This window comes from Brucella sp. GW823-FHT04E01 (assembly GCF_058796175.1).
Genome location: NZ_JBXAIK010000003.1, coordinates 571,345 through 589,703, shown reverse-complemented (window position 1 = coordinate 589,703; position 18,359 = coordinate 571,345). Strand labels below are relative to the sequence as shown.

Below are 18,359 nucleotides of genomic sequence, written 5' to 3'. Positions count from 1 at the left end.
TAGATTGGGCGGCGAACCGCCACCCTGAAAAGTTTTCCTACCGGCTATAACGGCGCGATTGTTGAAGCGCAACATTTCTTGCGCTTCAAATCCAAAGTCAGAACGAATGAACGGTGCCAGCTGGATCGGCAATAACCTTCGTTTCCCGATGATCTGCCATTCCGGCCAAGAACTTATCCGCCGTCTGGTCGATGATCGGAAATGAGGCGTAATGGCATGGCAGCACGGTTTTGAAGTTGAAATAGCGCTGGCAGGCGAGAGCCGCGACCGCGCCACCCATCGTGAAGCGGTCGCCAATGGGAACGATGCCGATTTCTGGCTGATGGAGCTCGTTGATAAGCCCCATATCCGAGAAGATGTCCGTGTCGCCCATATGATAGAGCGTCGGTGCATCTTCGAAATGGAATACCAGACCATTAGGATTCCCCAGCGCCTGCGAGACACCGTTTTGCGTCAGCATTGCCGAAGAGTGGAGTGCATTGACGAAAGTAACGGTAAACCCGTCATGCGCCACCGTGCCACCCGTATTGCCAGGATCGAGCTTTTCCACGCCCTGGCTGCCAAGCCAGGTTGCAAGATCGGCATTGGCAATCACAATCGCGCCATGCTCCCTGGCGATGGCAACCGTATCGCCCACATGGTCGCCATGACCATGGGTCAGCGCTATATGGGTTACGCCCTTGGTCGCCTCCTTGAAGTCGATGCCCTTTGCACCGGGATTTCCGTTCAGAAACGGATCGATGAGAATAACAGCCTTTGCCGTTTCAATGCGGAAAGCGGCGTGGCCAAGCCATGTTAGTTTCATAAAGTCTCTCCTCAATCTCTGTTTCCGGCTCGATTTCCGGTTTGCGAACAGATATGACGCCGATAAAGTTGAAGGCAATATGAAACCACTTCAAAATCCGATGAGGACCAATGGCTGTCGTTGAAATCGAGGAAATTCCGGCGCTGCTTCAGTCCGGGCAGACCATTGCCGGACTGGATCTGGGAACCAAGACCATCGGCCTTGCGGTGTCTGATCTCGGTCTTTCCTTCGCGCATCCGCGCCCCGTTATCAAACGGGTGAAGTTTTCCATCGACGCACAGGTGCTTTTGAAGGCACTCGACGCCGACAAGGTCGGCGTTATCGTCATCGGTTTGCCTATGAATATGGACGGAACATCCGGTCCCCGCGTTCAGGCCACACGGGCATTTGTGCGCACCATGCAGCCGTTGACCGACCTGCCCTTCGTTTTCTGGGATGAACGCCTATCGACCGTCGCTGCCGAACGGGCACTGATCGGTATGGACGTCTCACGCGGCAAGCGGGCCGAACGGATCGATTCGGCTGCGGCATCCTTCATTCTTCAAGGCGCACTCGACCGCCTGCACAGTATCAGGCGGTCGGCATCCGACGATTACGACGCCGGATAAAGCTGATCCAGAATCCGTTCCGCATTGTGGCGCGCATCCAGCATGCCATAGGTCGAACGCCACTGGCCGCCAAGACGGGTCTCGATGAACGCATCAGCCACATCGTCGGCCCCAATCTGACGCAATTCTGCTGCTGCAGCAGCATAGGCCAGTTGCTCGGTTAGAAGGCGTGCGACACCCGGATCGGTTTCGGTCAGCTGCAATGCAGCACGCAGCACATCAAGTGTCCCTTGCCCACGCGGACCAAGCTGCCCGCCGATCCACTCCAGCACTTCATCGAAAAGCCCCGGTGCGCGCGACAGTACACGTGCCACGTCCAGTGCCATGACATTGCCGGAACCCTCCCAGATCGCATTGACCGGCGCTTCGCGATAGGCGCGTGCGAGATTGCCTTCTTCGATGTAACCGTTGCCGCCGAGGCACTCCATTGCTTCATAGAGTAATGCAGGTGCGATCTTGCAAACCCAGTATTTCACCACCGGCGTCATGCAACGGGCAAAAGCCGCCTCGGCACGATCACTGGCAGCCATATCGAAAGCGCGTGCCAGCCGCATGGAAAGTGCAGTCGCACCGGCAACATCGAGCGCCATGTCGGCAAGAACGCGCTGCATCAATGGCTGCTCGACAAGAGCCTTGCCGAATACCTGACGATAACGGCTATGGTGCACGGCTTCGGCGAGGCCTGAACGCATCAGTCCGGCCGACGCGACAGCGCAATCGAGCCGTGTCAGCGTGACCATATCCATGATCGTTTTGACGCCTTCACCGGGATTACCGATCAGATGACCGATGGCACCATCGAATTCAACCTCCGACGAAGCGTTGGACTTGTTGCCAAGCTTGTCTTTCAGGCGCTGGAAAAAGAACCCGTTCCCGCTTCCCTCTGAAGTGAGGCGCGGGAGCAGAAAACAGGAAAGGCCTTCTTCCGCCTGCGCGAGCGTCAGAAAAGCATCCGACATTGGTGCGGACATGAACCACTTGTGACCGGTTATGGCATAGGTGCCATCGTCATTGTGTGTCGCGCGGGTCGTATTGGCGCGCACATCGGTTCCGCCCTGCTTTTCAGTCATGCCCATGCCAAGCGTAATGCCCTGCTTGGCAAAAGCGGGTTTCTGCGAAAAATCGTATTTGCGCGACAGGATGACCGGCGACCATTCCTTATAGATTTCCGGCGATGCCATAAGTGCTGCGAGCGATGCGCTGGTCATGGTAAGCGGGCAGAGGTGTCCCGCCTCGAGCTGTGCGGTCAGGAAAAAGCGCGATGCACGCGCCTGATGACGGCGGCCGCTTTCGAGCGGATTGCCTTCCCAGATCGAGCAATGCAGTCCTGACGCGATGGAACGGCGCATCAGCGCATGATACGCAGGATGATATTCGACAAGGTCGATACGGTTGCCCTGCCTGTCATGCGTGCTCAATTTTGGCAGTTCGGTATTGGCGAGACGCGCAAGGTCCTGCGCTTCAGCCGACGACACAAAACGTCCCGTCTGTTCCAGATCGGCATGCAGTTCCTTCGGGAATCCTGCCGCAATCTGCATCAAGAGCGGATCGCCCAGATAGGCATTGTTACCCGTCATGGGTGGCGTCTGGTTGGTAACGTCGTGCGTTTTCAAAAGCTCGTTCCGTATTGTGCGATTCAATTTAATTTAGGTTTCTTGCATTGCATTTGCTAAAATTTTGCCATCCCGAACACAATTTGTCGTCAGAACAGCACAGGTTTTTCTTGGTGAATCGCCTGAAGCCATTATAAGGACGGTTGCGGGACCTGCCTCATGGTCCTATACGGGTGACTTGCCATGATAAATCAAACGGTCCCTCCGCTTTTCCCTCACCGCCACCTGCTGGGCATCAAGGGGCTTTCGCCCCTGGACATTCTCTGCCTTCTTGATCTCGCCGATCAGGAAATCGCTGTCTCCAGACAGCCAGAGAAGAAAAAGTCCGTGCTTCGCGGTCGCACGCAAATCAATCTCTTCTTCGAAGCATCGACACGAACGCAATCGTCGTTCGAGCTGGCCGGAAAACGGCTCGGTGCCGACGTCATGAATATGTCTGTCGGCAACTCGTCGGTCAAGAAAGGCGAAACGCTCATCGATACAGCGATGACGCTGAACGCCATGCAGCCGGATATATTGGTTATCCGTCACGCTTCGGCGGGCGCGGCTGCCCTGCTCGCGCAGAAAGTCGGCTGTTCGGTGGTCAACGCCGGTGACGGCGCGCACGAACACCCCACCCAGGCACTTCTCGATGCGCTGACCATTCGTCGCGCCAAGGGCGGAATCGAAAACCTGATCGTCGCCATTTGCGGCGATGTGCTGCATTCCCGCGTCGCACGCTCCAACATTCTCCTTCTCAACGCGCTTGGCGCAAGGGTGCGTGTCGTCGCGCCATCCACCCTTCTGCCTTCCGGCATGGCCGATATGAGCGTCGAAGTCTTCAATTCGATGGAAGAAGGCTTGAAAGATGCCGACGTCGTCATGATGCTGCGCCTTCAGCGTGAGCGCATGGCCGGCTCCTTCGTGCCTTCGGTACGCGAATATTTCCGCTTCTACGGCCTGGATAAAGAGAAGCTCAAAGTCGCCAAGCCAGACGCGCTCGTCATGCATCCCGGTCCGATGAATCGCGGCGTCGAGATCGCATCCGACGTTGCCGACGGACCGCAGAGCGTGATCCAGCAACAGGTAGAAATGGGTGTCGCCGTGCGTATGGCCGTGATGGAAGCCCTGCTCGATCCGCGCCGTAATCCCAGCAACGGAGAAGCAGCATGAGCGCGATCCTGTTTGAAAACGCGCGCGTCATCGATCCGTCGCGCGGTCTCGATGAAACCGGCAGCGTTCTGATCTGCGATGGCAAGATTGTTGCCGCCGGAGCGGATGCCCGCAATCAGGGCGCGCCGGAAGGCGCAGAAATCATCGACCTGAATGGCAAGGCAGTATTGCCTGGCCTCGTGGATGCCCGCGTCTTCGTCGGTGAGCCCGGCGCTGAACATCGCGAAACCATCGCCTCGGCAAGCCGCGCGGCAGCTGCTGGCGGTGTAACCTCAATCATCATGATGCCCGACACCGATCCGGTGATCGATGACGTAGCTCTGGTGGAATTTGTCAAACGCACGGCGCGTGACACGGCTGTCGTCAATGTGCACCCGGCTGCGGCGATCACCAAAGGTCTGCGCGGCGAAGAAATGACCGAAATCGGCCTGCTGCGCGATGCCGGTGCCGTCGCCTTCACGGAAGGCAGGCAGACGATCGCCAATACCCAGCTCATGCGGCGCGCTCTGACCTACGCCCGCGATTTCAATGCCGTGATTGCCTGCGAAACACGCGATCCGTTCCTTGGTGCGAATGGCGTGATGAACGAGGGTCTGTTTGCAAGCTGGCTCGGTCTTTCCGGGAGTCCGCGTGAAGCGGAGGTGATTCCCCTGGAACGCGATCTCCGTCTAGCAGCCCTGACCAACAGCAACTATCATGCCGCACAGCTTTCCTGCGAAATGTCGGCGGAAGCTGTTCGCCGCGCCAAGGATCTCGGCGCGAAGGTAACGGCAGGCGTATCGATCAACCATTTGTCGCTTAATGAAAACGACATTGGTGAATTCCGCACGTTTTTCCGACTTTCGCCACCTTTGCGCGGAGAACAGGATCGCCTTGCTATGGTCGAAGCCGTGAAGAACGGCACCATCGATATTGTCGTTTCGGCTCATGATCCGCAAGATGTCGATACCAAACGCCTGCCCTTTGCTGATGCCGAAGCCGGTGCCATCGGCCTTGAAACATTGCTGGGGGCCGCACTTCGTCTCTATCACAATGACAGCATTCCGCTGCCGCGGCTGGTTGAAGTGCTATCAACAGCTCCAGCGCGTATTTTCGGCCTTGATGCTGGTACGCTAAAGCCAGGCGCCAAGGCAGATCTCGCCATTGTCGATCTGGATGAGCCTTGGATCGTACGTGAAGAAGATCTGCACTCGCTATCCAAGAACAGTTGCTTTGAAAGTGCTCGCTTTCAAGGTCGCGTCGTCCACACCTTAGTGGCTGGCAAGACCGTTTACTCGGCTTGAAAAACGCCGCATAACCCGGAACAATCATTCGAAAATTCCGGGTAGGCGGAATCAAGAAACAAGGGGACATTCATGGCCGAACCGGGATTCCTTAGCTTGACGCTCATAGGGGCGCTCGTCTTCGGCTATTTTCTTGGCTCCATTCCATTTGGTTTGATCCTGACCCGGCTTGCAGGATTGGGCGACGTCCGGTCCATCGGCTCGGGCAATATCGGCGCGACGAACGTGCTGCGCACCGGTAACAAGAAGCTTGCCGCTGCGACGCTGATTTTTGACATGCTGAAAGGTACGGTCGCCGTTCTCGTCGCTTCACGCTACGGCCCGGACGCCGCTATTGGTGCAGGCTTCGGTGCCTTTATCGGGCATCTCTTTCCAGTATGGATCGGCTTCAAGGGTGGCAAAGGCGTCGCCACCTATCTGGGCGTCCTCATCGGGCTTGCATGGCCCGGAGCATTGGTCTTCGCTGCCGTCTGGATCGTGACGGCACTTTTGACGCGCTATTCCTCCCTTGCGGCACTTATCGCCAGCATCGTTGTTCCCATTGCGCTCTATTCGCGGGGGTATCCAGCAATCGCAGTGCTCTTTGCGATCATGACGGTCATCGTTATCTTCAAACATAAGGCCAACATTACGCGCCTCTTAAACGGCACCGAGAGCAAGATCGGAGCCAAGGGATGAAGGAAAGCGCGAATTCGAAAACTGGAATTCGCCTCTCTGATCGCCAGCGGCTTAACTGGCTACGCCTCATCCGAACCGACAATATCGGCCCTGTCACCTTTCGCGATCTGATTCTGTTTTGTGGCTCAGCATCAAGCGCGATAGAAATGCTACCTGATCTCAATATCAGAGGCGGCAGTGCCCGTCCGATCCGCGTTGCGTCCATGGACGACGCTGAGCGCGAGCTTGAAGCTATTGAACGCGCCGGTGCCCGTCTTGTCGGCATGGGCGAACCGGATTATCCACAGCAACTCAAGAATTGTGAGGCTCCGCCCCCTTTGGTTACGATCAAGGGGAATGCAGCCATTTTCAGCAAGCCACCCATCGCTATTGTCGGTTCACGTAATGCTTCGGTGATTGGCGCACGTTTTACCGAGCGTCTGGCACATGATCTTGGCGAGGCAGGATTTGCTGTGATTTCCGGACTTGCCCGCGGCATTGATGCCGCTGCGCACCGCGCAAGCATGAAAACCGGTACCGTAGCAGTACTTGCAGGTGGACTTGACCGCCCCTATCCGCCGGAAAACCTTCCACTCTATCACGCCATACCAGAACAAGGTGGCGCGCTCATAAGCGAAATGCCAATGGGCGCAGAGCCACGCTCGCGTGATTTTCCACGCCGCAATCGGATTATTGCAGGCTTGTCGCTGGGTTTGATCGTCGTCGAAGCAGCAGAGCGTTCCGGCTCGCTTATCAGCGCGCGTATGGCTGGGGACATGGGACGCACCGTGTTCGCTGTTCCTGGCTCTCCGCTTGATCCTCGTGCGCGCGGCACAAACCTGCTTCTGAAACAAGGTGCGACACTGGTTACCGAAGCAAACGATGTCATTGAAGCACTCCGGCCGCTGGCCGGTCCAAACGCCTATCAGGCGAATATACCAGCACAGCCAGATCTTTTATCCCCAGCGCTGGAAGAACCGGAATCGCTCCAACCGTTCGCAACGGAAGAGCAAAGAGACATCGTTATCGATGCGCTCGGTCCTGTACCGACCGACATTGACACCCTCGTTCGTCACACGGGTATGGATACTGGAGCTGTTCAGCTCATTCTGCTGGAACTGGACTTGGCAGGGCGGCTCCATCGATATGCCGGCAATCAGGTGGCATTGGTTCCGATGGAGTGACGACTGTTACGACTCGGCCTCATTGTGAAGCGCTTCCCGAGCCTCAATGAGAGCTATTTCGATCATATAGGCCAGCAACACATAATTCGTACTTTTCGCCATCAAACTGAGCTGTTCAAGCATCTGCTCTATATATGCTACCGTCTCGGAGCGAGTCGCGGTTTCCATATCCTCACCGTCTTCCATCTCTGGAAAACTCGCCGTATCATCCATACCTATCTCCTCGAGAGATAAACTCGATTTCTTCATACCCTATGCTACTATTGGTTTCATTCAACTTAACAGCAATCTTAAGTTGTATTTCGTGATTTTTGTTGTCCTGCTCTTGACCAAACGCTGCCCGCTGTTCATGTGAAGGCAACGAATTTCACGCGGAGAGGAGGTATTTTATCTCCATGGGGCGCGAATCTGGGCTGCTTTAAATGAACGTCGTCGTTGTCGAATCGCCTGCCAAGGCTAAAACCATCAATAAATATCTGGGCTCGAACTATAAGGTTCTGGCCTCGTTCGGTCATGTGCGGGACTTGCCAGCCAAGGATGGCTCGGTTCGTCCCGACGAAGACTTTGCAATGTCGTGGGAGGTGGATAGCAATTCCTCCAAACGCCTTGCCGATATTGTCAAAGCGCTGAAAGACAGCGATGGCATCATTCTCGCAACCGATCCGGATCGCGAAGGTGAAGCCATTTCCTGGCATGTGCTTGAAGTGCTCAACCAGAAAAAGGCGCTCAAGGGCAAGACAGTCAAACGTGTGGCTTTCAATGCCATCACCAAGAAGGCTGTTCTGGATGCCATCGCCAATCCGCGCGACATCGATGAACCTCTGGTCGATGCATATCTTGCACGCCGTGCACTGGATTATCTTGTCGGCTTCACGCTTTCGCCCGTTCTGTGGCGCAAACTGCCGGGCGCGCGCTCGGCTGGCCGCGTTCAGTCTGTTGCGCTGCGTCTCGTTGCAGATCGTGAATCCGAGATCGAACGCTTCATCCGTGAGGAATACTGGAATATCGCGGCGTTGTTGAAAACGCCGCGCAATGACAGTTTCACCGCCCGTCTCACTGCCGTTGACGGCAAGAAGCTCGGCAAACTCGACATCAAGAATGGTGAACAGGCAACGGCCATTCGCACCATGCTGGAAGGCGCAAGCTTCAAGGCTCTTTCTGTCGAGGCAAAGCCAACCAAGCGCAATCCGGGACCGCCATTCACCACGTCAACCTTGCAGCAGGCCGCATCCGGCCAGCTCGGATTTTCTGCCTCGCGCACCATGCAAGTGGCGCAGCGACTTTACGAAGGTGTCGATATTGGCGGCGAGACTGCCGGCCTGATCACCTATATGCGTACCGATGGCGTGCAGATAGCTCCGGAAGCCATCAATGCGGCCCGCGACGCCATCGGCAAAAGCTTCGGCGCAAAATATGTGCCGGAAAAGCCGCGCTATTATTCCAGCAAGGCAAAGAACGCACAGGAAGCGCACGAAGCCATCCGGCCAACGGATTTCTCGCGTCACCCGAAGGATGTGCGTCGCTATCTCGATGACGATCAGGCGCGGCTCTATGAGCTCATCTGGAAGCGCGCCATCGCCAGCCAGATGCAGGCTGCCGACATTGAGCGTACAACCGTCGACATTGAGGCGGTCAACAGCTCGCGTTCGGCCATGCTGCGCGCCAATGGGTCTGTCACTAAGTTCGATGGCTTCCTCGCAGCCTATATGGATCATCGCGAAGAAGAGGACGACGACGAGGATAGCGCAAAGCTGCCGGAAATTCGTTCCGGTGAAGCTCTGGCGCGCGCGAAGATCGATGCGACCCAGCATTCGACCGAACCGCCGCCGCGCTATTCGGAAGCTTCGCTCATCAAGAAGATGGAAGAACTCGGTATCGGTCGTCCTTCGACCTATGCCGCGACTCTGGCCACGCTGCGCGATCGCGAATACATCACCATCGACAAGCGCAAGCTCATTCCGGAACCCAAGGGTCGTCTGGTCACCGCCTTCCTTGAGAGTTTCTTCGAGCGCTATGTGGAATATGATTTCACGGCAGACCTTGAGGAAAAGCTCGATCTTATTTCGGACGGCAAGCTTTCCTGGAAAGACGTTTTGCGCGATTTTTGGCGCGACTTCTCGGGTAATGTCGATGACATCAAGGAATTGCGCGTCACCAATGTTCTCGACGCACTGAACGAAGAACTGGCACCACTGGTGTTCCCGGCACGAGAAGACGGTAGCGATCCACGTTCGTGCCCGACCTGCGGCACAGGAATGCTGTCGTTGAAGCTTGGAAAATACGGTGCATTCGTCGGCTGTTCCAACTATCCGGAATGCAAGTATACTCGCCAGCTCGGCGGCGACGCCAACGGCGAATCTGCTGCTGCGGACGAACCGAAATCGCTCGGCAAGGACCCCTTCACCGGTGAGGAAATCACCGCACGGACCGGTCGTTTCGGCCCCTATGTCCAACGTGGCGAGGGCAAGGAAGCAAAGCGCGCCAGCCTTCCGAAAGGCTGGACCGTAGATACGCTCGACCATGAGAAAGCCGTTGCGCTTCTGTCCCTGCCGCGCGACATCGGGCAGCATCCAGAAACCGGCAAGATGATCTCCGCTGGCATCGGTCGCTACGGGCCTTATGTTAGCCATGACGGCACGTTCGCCAATCTGGAGAATGCCGAAGAGGTCTTCTCCGTCGGCCTCAATCGCGCCGTATCGGTTCTGGCCGACAAACAGTCGAAGGGGGGCGGTCGTGGCCGCTCCACGCCGGCTGCATTGGCGACACTTGGCGACCATCCAGACGGTGGCTCGATTACAGTTCGCGACGGTCGCTATGGGCCTTATGTCAACTGGGGCAAGGTCAATGCCACTTTGCCGAAGGGCAAGGACCCGGCAAGTGTCACGCTGGAAGAAGCATTGGCTCTGATTACGGAAAAGGCCGGGTCGTCCAAGAGTAAAAAAGCCCCTGCTCGCAAGGCTTCAGCCAGCACTGAAAAGAAAGCTGCTGCAAAAAAGCCCGCGGCCAAGAAGGCATCAGCAAAAGCCAAGTCGACAGCCAAGCCGAAAGCCAAATCCAAGGCCGAGACGGTAGAGGAGTAGCAATTGGCACGCCGTTTTTCCAAATCCGATACCGGTCGATCCGCACGGACCGAACGGCGTGCAGCCAAAGCAAAATCTGCCGATGGGAAGAGCGATCCCAATGCGTTTCTGCCAACCCGCGAAGAGGTTCTCAAATATATTGAAGAGAATCCTGACCGGGCAGGCAAGCGCGAACTGGCAAAAGCATTCAACATCAAGGGCGATGCGCGGGTTTATCTGAAAGATCTTCTACGCGAACTTTCTGATGAGGGTCTGGTTGAAAAACGCGCCCGCAAACTGTCTCGCCCCGGCGCACTGCCTGCTGTCACCGTGCTGGATATTACCGGGCGCGACGAAGATGGCGGTTTGCTCGCACGTCCGTCGGAATGGGACGAGGCCGGTTACGGCAAACCACCTATTGTCCTGATCCGCCGCACCCGGCTCAACAAAGCCTCAGAAGGCGGCCCGGCAGTCGGCGTCGGCGACCGCGTTCTGGCGAAAATATTCCGCAGTGAAGATCGCGACGGACCAGATTATACCGCCCGCGTCATGAAGCGTCTCGAGCACCGCACGAACGCGGTGCTGGGTATTGTTCGCAAGCTCGGCAACGGTGAATGGCGGCTGGACCCTGTAAACCGAAAACAGCCTGAGGTGCAGCTCGATCCGGCACAGCTGGAAAACGCTGAAGCTGGCGATCTTGTTGAAGTGGACCTGATTTCCTCGCGTCGTCAGGGATTGCCGCGCGGCAAAGTTCGACAGGTGGTTGGGTCTATCGACAGCGAAAAAGCCCTGTCGATGATTGCCATCCATGAGCATGAAATTCCGCATGTTTTCCCGGCTGAAGCGCTGAGCGAAGCAGAAGCCGCCCAGCCTGCGACGATGGACGGCCGGGAAGACTGGCGTGACATTCCGCTTCTCACCATTGATCCGGCTGACGCCAAAGATCATGACGACGCCGTTTACGCCGAGCCGGATAAAGACCCTGAAAATCCGGGTGGCCAGATTGTTATCGTAGCGATTGCTGACGTCGCCGCCTATGTCCGTCCAGATTCCGCGCTTGATCGTGAAGCACAGAAGCGCGGTAACTCGGTCTATTTCCCGGACAGGGTCGTGCCGATGCTTCCCGAACGGATTTCAAACAACCTTTGTTCGCTTCGTGAGCTTGAAGATCGCCCCGCTCTTGCCGTCCGTATGATTTTTGCTTCTGACGGGCGCAAGAAGTCACACAAATTCCATCGCATCATGATGAAATCGGCAGCTAAGCTTGCCTACTCGCAAGCCCAGGCTGCCATTGACGGCGCGCCGGATGACAAGACCACGCCCATTCTCGACGGCATACTAAAACCGCTGTGGGACGCCTATGCTGTGCTGAAGCGTGGGCGCGATGCCCGCGAGCCGCTGGAACTTGACCTGCCAGAAAAGAAAATTCTGCTCACGCCCGATGGAAAGGTAGACAAGGTTATCGTTCCTGAACGGCTCGATGCACACAAGCTCATCGAAGAGTTCATGATTCAGGCGAACGTCGCTGCCGCAGAAACATTGGAAGCGCACCGCCAGCCGTTGATTTTCCGCATTCACGATGCTCCGGCTCTTGCCAAACAGGAAACCCTGCGTGAATTCCTACGTACGCTTGATCTGAGTCTTGCCAAGGGCGCGGAGCTGCAGCCAGCACAGTTCAACCGGATTCTTGAGGCCGTTGAAGGCTCGGATCATCAAGAACTGGTCAATCAGGTCGTGCTGCGCACGCAAAGCCAAGCGGAATATAACCCCGATAATATCGGGCATTTCGGCCTGCATCTGCGCCGTTATGCGCATTTCACCTCGCCGATCCGCCGCTATGCCGACCTCATCGTTCACCGCGCTTTGATCAAAGCCCTGAAACTGGGAAGTGACGGACTAACGACAGAAGAAGAAACACAGCTCGAAGAAATCTCCGCACTGATTTCCTCGACCGAGCGTCGCGCCATGCTGGCCGAGCGTGAAACAGTAGACCGCCTCATCGCGCATTTTCTCGCCGCACATCTCGGCGACGAATATGAAGGGCGCGTTACGGGCGTCACACGGGCAGGCCTTTTCGTGAACCTTGCGACATATGGCGCGGATGGGCTGGTACCCATTTCAACTTTAGGTCATGAATACTATTTATATGACGAAGCGAACCATGCGATTGCCGGTGAACGGAGCGGTAAAGGCTTCCGGCTTGGTGATACAGTGACGGTTCGGCTTGTAGAGGCGCTCCCCGTTGCGGGCGCGCTTCGCTTTGAGATGGTTTCGGAACCGCATCCCCTGCCGATGGCGACCCGCTCGCATCATAAGGCAAGCCGGACGATGCGTGGGCGAAGGGGTAAACCCGCGGGTATTCCGCGTCAGAAGAGAAGAGGTCGCTGATGAGCACGCTAGAGGCCAATTCCGCGCAAAATGTTCAGGTTTTCGGTGGCGAAAGCCCCAAGGCCGCTCACCCGAAACGCCCTTTGGGTGAAGCTATGTGGCGCGGCTTTCGCGGACGTTGCCCGCATTGTGGTGAAGGAAAGCTTTTCCGGTCGTTTGTGAAGCCAGTGGCGCAGTGTTCCGTGTGTGGCGAAGACTACACGGAACAACGTGCCGACGACCTTCCTGCATACCTCACCATTCTGATCGTGGGACACGTGGTTGTAGGCGCTTTCATGGGTGTGGAAGCAACCACCAATCTGCCACTCTGGGCTCATATGGCGATCTGGGGACCGTTGACTGTGATCATGTCGCTGCTGCTGCTTCAACCTATGAAGGGCGCGACTATCGGCCTGCAATGGGCGCTCTACATGCATGGTTTCGGAGGTAAGGGCGAAGGTGAATATGGCGACGTGACCTGAAAGTCACCATGACTGCCATGGTTCAGCCCCCATCCACTTCGACTAAAGCCGTGAAAGCTTTGCGACCGCGTGACGCCGCATCCCTTTTGCTTGTCGACCGGTCGGGCAGCAAGCCGCGAATTCTCATGGGCAGACGCCACGCCAGCCTCGCCTTTATGCCCGGAAAGTTTGTTTTTCCGGGTGGTCGTGCCGATCCTGTAGACGGCGCTATCGCTGCCGCGGCTGAACTGAATAGTAATGATGTTGCCAAGCTGCTCGCAGGCATGGGGGCTCGTGCATCGCTGCGCCGCGCCCGTGCACTCGGCCTATGTGCCATTCGCGAAACCTTTGAAGAGACTGGCCTTCGCATCGGGCAAGCGACCTCAGCACCGGTTGCTTTGCCCACACATCGCGACTGGTCGGCCTTCCTCAATAAAGGCATGATGCCGGCTTTGAACAGCCTGCGTTATTTTGCTCGTGCGGTAACGCCCCCGGACTATGTTCGCCGTTTCGACACCCGTTTTTTTATCGCATTTCGCGATCATATATCGAAACTCGATCAGCAGCCACTCGTTCCCAGTGGCGAACTGGAAGACCTCGATTGGGTTTCCATTGATCAAATCGATTCACTCGACGTCGCTCATATTACTCAGGCGATCTTGAAAGAAGCGCGCGTGCTTCTAACGGATACCGAATTTGAACTGCCAGCCACCTTGCCGGTGGTACAATATTGGAAGCGGCATGGCCGCTTCATTCGCGAAGTGATCTGAACCCGATGAATAAAGAAATCCAACCCGCCGATCTTGTCCCGCAAGAACCTGGCGGCGGGCCGGCAGAGGGCCAGATGCACTGGCGTTCGCTTGCAGCAGCCATTGCCACGATCAGTGCAGTTGGTGCAGCAATTGGGCTGGGCATTCCGCTGTTGAGCGTTCTTCTGGAAAGCCGCGGTCATTCCGCCAGTCTGATAGGCGCTAACACTGCCGTGGCAGGACTGGCATCCATCGTTGCGGCTCCCCTTGCCGCCCCCATCGCCGCACGACTGGGTGTGGTCAAGGCGATTTTCCTTATGCTCATCATCGGAAGCGGAGCCTTTCTCGGCTTCCACTTCTTTCAACCGCTCTGGGCGTGGTTTGCGCTGCGCATCGTCCTGCATTTCGCGCTGACCGTACTTTTCGTTTTGTCCGAGTACTGGATCAATGCCTCCGCACCACCTGAGAAGCGCGGGCTCGTGCTTGGAATCTATTCGACATCACTTTCGCTGGGCTTTGCACTCGGACCGTGGTTGTTCTCGAAAATCGGGAGCACGGGCGGACTGCCTTTCTATGTCGGCTTCGTCATCATTCTGATCGCCCTCATACCGGTTGCGTTCGCATGGCGCGACAGTCCCGACTTCGAAGAAGGCGAACACGTCCCGTTCCTGCCCTTCATCTTTGCCGTTCCGACTGCAACTATGGCTGTCTTTGTTTTTGGTGCTGTGGAAACCGGCGGCTTTGCCCTCTTTCCAGTCTTCGGAGCGCGTATCGGTTATCCGGAAGCAGACGCAGCACTTCTGCTTACGATGATCGGCCTCGGCAATGTGTTGATGCAGATTCCATTAGGCCTTGTCAGCGATCGCATTTCGGATCGCCGCAAACTTCTGCTCTTCTGCGCCACGACGGGCCTGATCGGTATGATCGCCCTGCCCTATCTCATGCAGCACTGGTATCTCATGGCAGCCATTCTGTTCCTATGGGGCGGTGTAGTGGCTGGCCTCTATACGATCGGCCTCGCGCATCTCGGCTCCGAGCTGACGGGACGTGAGCTGGCATCCGCCAATGCCGCTTTCGTGTTCTGTTATGCCATCGGCATGCTTGCAGGACCGCAAGCCGTTGGTGTCGGTATGGACATGCTGGGACCAAAAGGATTCCCCATGACTCTCGGTGTGTTTTTTGCCGCATATGCACTCTTTGCAGCAGGAAGGCTGCTTTTGAGGAAGAAGCGGGCTTGACTTTTCGCCGCCAATACGTAGTGTCGCGCCAAATTTCCGCTGCCGGATGAGATTACCGGAATCGCTGGAGGTTTCCATCCATTGAGCATGATCCCGAGAATTGGGAACCGATTTTCGGCAAGATCATGCTCCGGCAAAGATACAGAGCAGGTAATTCGATATGGCCAAGGCTACGACGATCAAGATCAAGCTTTTGTCGACCGCTGACACCGGCTTCTTCTACGTAACGAAGAAGAACAGCCGCACGATGACGGAAAAGATGACAAAGACCAAGTACGACCCGATTGCGCGCAAGCACGTCGAGTTCAAGGAAACGAAGATCAAGTAATTCGTTTTCGGTCGTCATCGACAAGATGATTGAGATAAAAAGCCGTCTCTTCCGAGACGGCTTTTTTGCTTCCAGCTTCGTGGGTTCTTCAGGCAGCCGAAGAGACAATGCGATTGCGACCACCTTTCTTTGCCTGATAGAGCGCAGCATCTGCCCTCGAGAAAAGAGCGTCAGCGCTATCCCCCATCAGCCTCAGCCCTGCAACGCCCATGCTTATGGTCAAGTTGACCTTGTGCTTACCGGTGGCAACCGCAAAGGGCGTGTCTGACACAGCAACCCGGATTCGCTCGGCAACAGCCTTCGCAGCCTCCACATCGCTATCCGGCAGAACGACGACAAACTCCTCTCCGCCGTAGCGACACATGAGATCCATCCCACGGATATTCTTGCGCAGGCGCGTCGCAAATTCGCGAAGAACATCGTCACCAGCATCATGCCCGTATTGGTCGTTGATCCGTTTGAAGTGATCGAAGTCGAGCATGATGACTGACAATGGCCGCTCGCGCCCCATGGCGCGGGTCAGCAGGACAGGCATATGTGTATCGAGATAGCGGCGGTTGTGCAGCCCTGTGAGACTATCCGTCACCGCCATGGTGATCGTACGGTTCAGGCTCTGCCGCAGTAAATCGTTATAGCACTTCCGTTTGATCTGGGTTCGCAAGCGCGCAAACAGCTCCAGCTTCTCAAGCGGACGCATCAGATAGTCATTTACGCCAAGCTCCAGCGCACGCACCACGAGCGCGCCCTCATCTTCCCGAACAACGAGAATGATCGGCACCAGCCTTGTGCGTTCGATGGTTCGCAACTGCGAACAAAGGCGCAGCGGATCGTAATAAGTGAAGTTGGCTGAAACGACGATACTGTCGTAATCCGTATCTATCGCCCGGATCAAAGCCGTGTTGGCATCGCTGGCCACATCGACACGATAGGTCTCTCCAAGAATGAGACGAAGGCGTGCAGCCGCCAGTTCGTCCTCATCAACTATGAGAATGCGGGCGACCTCATCCTTATCGGCATAATTCCCGCCCATCTTGCTTGCCAGCAGCGTTTCCACTTCCGCGTCCGCAACTGTGCCCGTTCGCTGGAAAAGCTCATCAGAAACCAGTTTCAGCCGCGCCAGACTCTTCACACGCGACAATAATTGAAGATCGCTGACGGGCTTTGACAGAAAGTCGTCGGCGCCAGCTTCAAGGCCGCGAATCTTGTCATCGACACCATCGAGCGACGTCACCATCACAACAGGAATATTGGACGTACGTGGATCATCTTTCAATCGACGACATACTTCAAAACCGTCCATCTCCGGCATCAATATATCTAGAAGAACGACGTCAATCTGGCCGCCCAGACAAAGCTCAATGGCTTCAGGACCGCTATAAGCCGTAATAACCTCATAATATTCGGAGAGGAGCCTTGCCTCGAGGAGCTTTACATTGGAATCCACATCGTCAACGACGAGAATTCGTGCAGTCATGATGCCCCTCGCCCTGATTTCCGCTAAGCGTCGCCCAAATAGGATTTGATTGTCTCTATGAAGCGCGGCACCGATATCGGCTTGGATATATAGGCTTCACAGCCGCCCTGCCGAATACGCTCCTCGTCGCCCTTCATTGCAAAAGCCGTCACGGCAATAACCGGAATGTGCCGCAACTCGTCATCGTCTTTCAGCCATTTTGTGACTTCCAGTCCCGACACCTCGGGAAGCTGTATGTCCATGAGAATCAGATCAGGTCGATGTTCGCGCGCAAGATCGAGCGCCTCAAGCCCGTTTCTCGTCCGGATGGTCTCATATCCGCTGGCTTCGATAAGATCGCGAAACAACTTCATATTGAGTTCGTTGTCTTCGACAATCATCACGCTTTTCGGCATCGAAAATTCCTTGGTCTTATTCCCTGCAGCAACCCGGCATTTGCTCGATTTTCTTATCCGCCAGAGAGTCCCCACTTCTTAGACTGCGGGTAGTTTAACCTCATTTCATTGATGAAAGGCAAATAATTCCATTGTTCCTCGACTGAGCGACCGTTACACATTCGGCAAAGCAACAGAAAAAGCGGAGAAACCACATGAAAACGCCGATGAGCCAGGCGGATGCGGAAGCGATCGCCATTGAAGCGTTGGCGTGGTTGGCTCAGGACAAGGACCTGCTGCCTCGCTTCCTCGCCCTGACAGGCATTGAAGCTGCGTCGATCCGGCAGGCAGCACGTGAACCTGGCTTTCTGGCGGGTGTATTACAATTTTTTCTGACACATGAGCCGACGCTGCTGCGCTACTGCGACGAGGCTGGCCGTGATCCGGCAACAATTGAGAAAGCCTTGTCATATCTGCCCGGCGGGCTGAACCAGCACCTTTAGCAAAGACTTCGATCCGCAATTAAAAGCCCGGCATTGCCGGGCTTCTTGGTAATTATTCAGCAGCGGGATTTGCCGCAGAAACCTCGGCTTCGTTCGAAACCGACAATACGTTCAACTCGTGCTGCTTGCCATCCCGTGCAGTCCAGGAAATCGACTGGCCGGGTGCAAGGCCGATCAGCGCAGTACCGATAGGCGTGAGAATCGAAATTTTGCCCTGCGCGATATCCGCTTCGCCCGGATATACCAGAGTCACCCGACGCTCCTGCCCGTCATTGGAGCGAAACTCCACAGTAGAGCCCATGTGAATCACATTCTGCGGCAAACGCTTCGCAGGAACGACTTTCGCGCGGTCAAGTTCAACCATCAACTCCTCGGCGATCTCCTCGAGACGTTCCGAAACGTTTGTGGCCAGCCCCATCAGACGCTCATAGTCGATTTCGCTAACAACGATATTGGGCTTCTTGCGATTCTTTCCGCTCATGGCGAGTGCTCACTGCTGTTGAA

18 protein-coding genes are annotated in these 18,359 nt (G+C 56.1%); 12 read left to right on the top strand and 6 right to left on the bottom strand.

Annotation, left to right across the window (positions count from 1 at the left end; genetic code table 11):
- Positions 1–97: 97 nt before the first annotated feature.
- The gene (locus tag AC1RHM_RS13195) at positions 98–805 is read right to left on the bottom strand and encodes a metal-dependent hydrolase (protein ID WP_010658862.1); all 708 of its coding nucleotides are present in this window, start codon (positions 803–805) and stop codon (positions 98–100) included.
- Between the two features lie 110 nt (positions 806–915).
- On the opposite strand from AC1RHM_RS13195, the gene ruvX reads away from it, so the two are divergent.
- Positions 916–1,413, top strand: coding sequence for a Holliday junction resolvase RuvX (gene ruvX / locus AC1RHM_RS13190; protein WP_029927310.1), 498 nt, complete (start codon positions 916–918; stop codon positions 1,411–1,413).
- Here ruvX and AC1RHM_RS13185 read toward each other — a convergent pair.
- Positions 1,398–3,026: an acyl-CoA dehydrogenase family protein gene (locus AC1RHM_RS13185; protein WP_029375966.1), complete on the bottom strand. Its 1,629-nt coding sequence runs from the start codon at positions 3,024–3,026 to the stop codon at positions 1,398–1,400. The two genes, ruvX and AC1RHM_RS13185, sit on opposite strands and share 16 nt — an antisense overlap.
- 183 nt (positions 3,027–3,209) lie before the next feature.
- Here AC1RHM_RS13185 and AC1RHM_RS13180 point away from each other — a divergent pair, with 183 nt between their 5' ends.
- From AC1RHM_RS13180 to dprA, 4 genes are all read left to right on the top strand, one after another.
- Positions 3,210–4,178 carry an aspartate carbamoyltransferase catalytic subunit gene (locus tag AC1RHM_RS13180; RefSeq protein ID WP_010658865.1) on the top strand — a complete coding sequence of 323 codons (969 nt, stop codon included), beginning with the start codon at positions 3,210–3,212 and terminating at the stop codon, positions 4,176–4,178.
- Positions 4,175–5,461 (top strand): dihydroorotase, encoded by a 1,287-nt coding sequence (locus AC1RHM_RS13175; RefSeq protein ID WP_010658866.1) that lies wholly within the window; start codon positions 4,175–4,177, stop codon positions 5,459–5,461. Before AC1RHM_RS13180 ends, AC1RHM_RS13175 begins: the two co-directional genes overlap by 4 nt.
- A 72-nt stretch (positions 5,462–5,533) precedes the next feature.
- Positions 5,534–6,139 (top strand): glycerol-3-phosphate 1-O-acyltransferase PlsY, encoded by a 606-nt coding sequence (gene plsY, locus AC1RHM_RS13170; protein ID WP_010658867.1) that lies wholly within the window; start codon positions 5,534–5,536, stop codon positions 6,137–6,139.
- Complete coding sequence (gene dprA, locus AC1RHM_RS13165) at positions 6,136–7,302, top strand: DNA-processing protein DprA (protein WP_010658868.1); 1,167 nt, start codon at positions 6,136–6,138, stop codon at positions 7,300–7,302. The genes plsY and dprA overlap by 4 nt, the downstream gene beginning before the upstream one ends.
- 6 nt (positions 7,303–7,308) lie before the next feature.
- Here dprA and AC1RHM_RS13160 read toward each other — a convergent pair whose 3' ends face one another.
- Positions 7,309–7,515 (bottom strand): hypothetical protein, encoded by a 207-nt coding sequence (locus AC1RHM_RS13160; RefSeq protein WP_010658869.1) that lies wholly within the window; start codon positions 7,513–7,515, stop codon positions 7,309–7,311.
- 209 nt (positions 7,516–7,724) lie between these two features.
- On the opposite strand from AC1RHM_RS13160, the gene topA reads away from it, so the two are divergent.
- The 6 genes from topA (at position 7,725) to rpmG (ending at position 15,504) form a co-directional block, all read left to right on the top strand.
- A complete protein-coding gene (gene topA / locus AC1RHM_RS13155; protein WP_010658870.1) occupies positions 7,725–10,382 on the top strand; it encodes a type I DNA topoisomerase in 2,658 nt (885 codons plus the stop codon).
- A 3-nt stretch (positions 10,383–10,385) separates the two neighbouring features.
- Positions 10,386–12,749: a ribonuclease R gene (gene rnr, locus AC1RHM_RS13150; protein ID WP_010658871.1), complete on the top strand. Its 2,364-nt coding sequence runs from the start codon at positions 10,386–10,388 to the stop codon at positions 12,747–12,749.
- Positions 12,749–13,210 (top strand): DUF983 domain-containing protein, encoded by a 462-nt coding sequence (locus tag AC1RHM_RS13145; RefSeq protein ID WP_010658872.1) that lies wholly within the window; start codon positions 12,749–12,751, stop codon positions 13,208–13,210. Before rnr ends, AC1RHM_RS13145 begins: the two co-directional genes overlap by 1 nt.
- An 8-nt stretch (positions 13,211–13,218) precedes the next feature.
- Entirely contained in the window at positions 13,219–13,959 is a 741-nt protein-coding gene (locus AC1RHM_RS13140; protein WP_036563468.1) for an NUDIX hydrolase, read from the top strand.
- A 74-nt stretch (positions 13,960–14,033) separates the two neighbouring features.
- Entirely contained in the window at positions 14,034–15,176 is a 1,143-nt protein-coding gene (locus AC1RHM_RS13135) for an MFS transporter (protein ID WP_010658874.1), read from the top strand.
- 160 nt (positions 15,177–15,336) lie between these two features.
- Positions 15,337–15,504 carry a 50S ribosomal protein L33 gene (rpmG, locus tag AC1RHM_RS13130; protein WP_002966024.1) on the top strand — a complete coding sequence of 56 codons (168 nt, stop codon included), beginning with the start codon at positions 15,337–15,339 and terminating at the stop codon, positions 15,502–15,504.
- A gap of 88 nt (positions 15,505–15,592) precedes the next feature.
- Here the strand turns inward: rpmG and AC1RHM_RS13125 are convergent, their stop codons facing one another.
- Together AC1RHM_RS13125 and AC1RHM_RS13120 are read right to left on the bottom strand one after the other, a co-directional pair.
- A complete protein-coding gene (locus AC1RHM_RS13125; RefSeq protein WP_010658875.1) occupies positions 15,593–16,978 on the bottom strand; it encodes a PleD family two-component system response regulator in 1,386 nt (461 codons plus the stop codon).
- Between the two features lie 23 nt (positions 16,979–17,001).
- Entirely contained in the window at positions 17,002–17,373 is a 372-nt protein-coding gene (locus tag AC1RHM_RS13120) for a response regulator (RefSeq protein WP_010658876.1), read from the bottom strand.
- Positions 17,374–17,567: 194 nt separating this feature from the next.
- On the opposite strand from AC1RHM_RS13120, the gene AC1RHM_RS13115 reads away from it, so the two are divergent.
- On the top strand, positions 17,568–17,855 hold the full coding sequence (locus AC1RHM_RS13115; RefSeq protein ID WP_010658877.1) for a DUF3572 domain-containing protein: 288 nt from the start codon (positions 17,568–17,570) through the stop codon (positions 17,853–17,855).
- Positions 17,856–17,907: 52 nt separating this feature from the next.
- Here the strand turns inward: AC1RHM_RS13115 and rnk are convergent, their stop codons facing one another.
- Entirely contained in the window at positions 17,908–18,336 is a 429-nt protein-coding gene (gene rnk, locus AC1RHM_RS13110; RefSeq protein WP_010658878.1) for a nucleoside diphosphate kinase regulator, read from the bottom strand.
- Between the last annotated feature and the right edge of the window lie 23 nt (positions 18,337–18,359).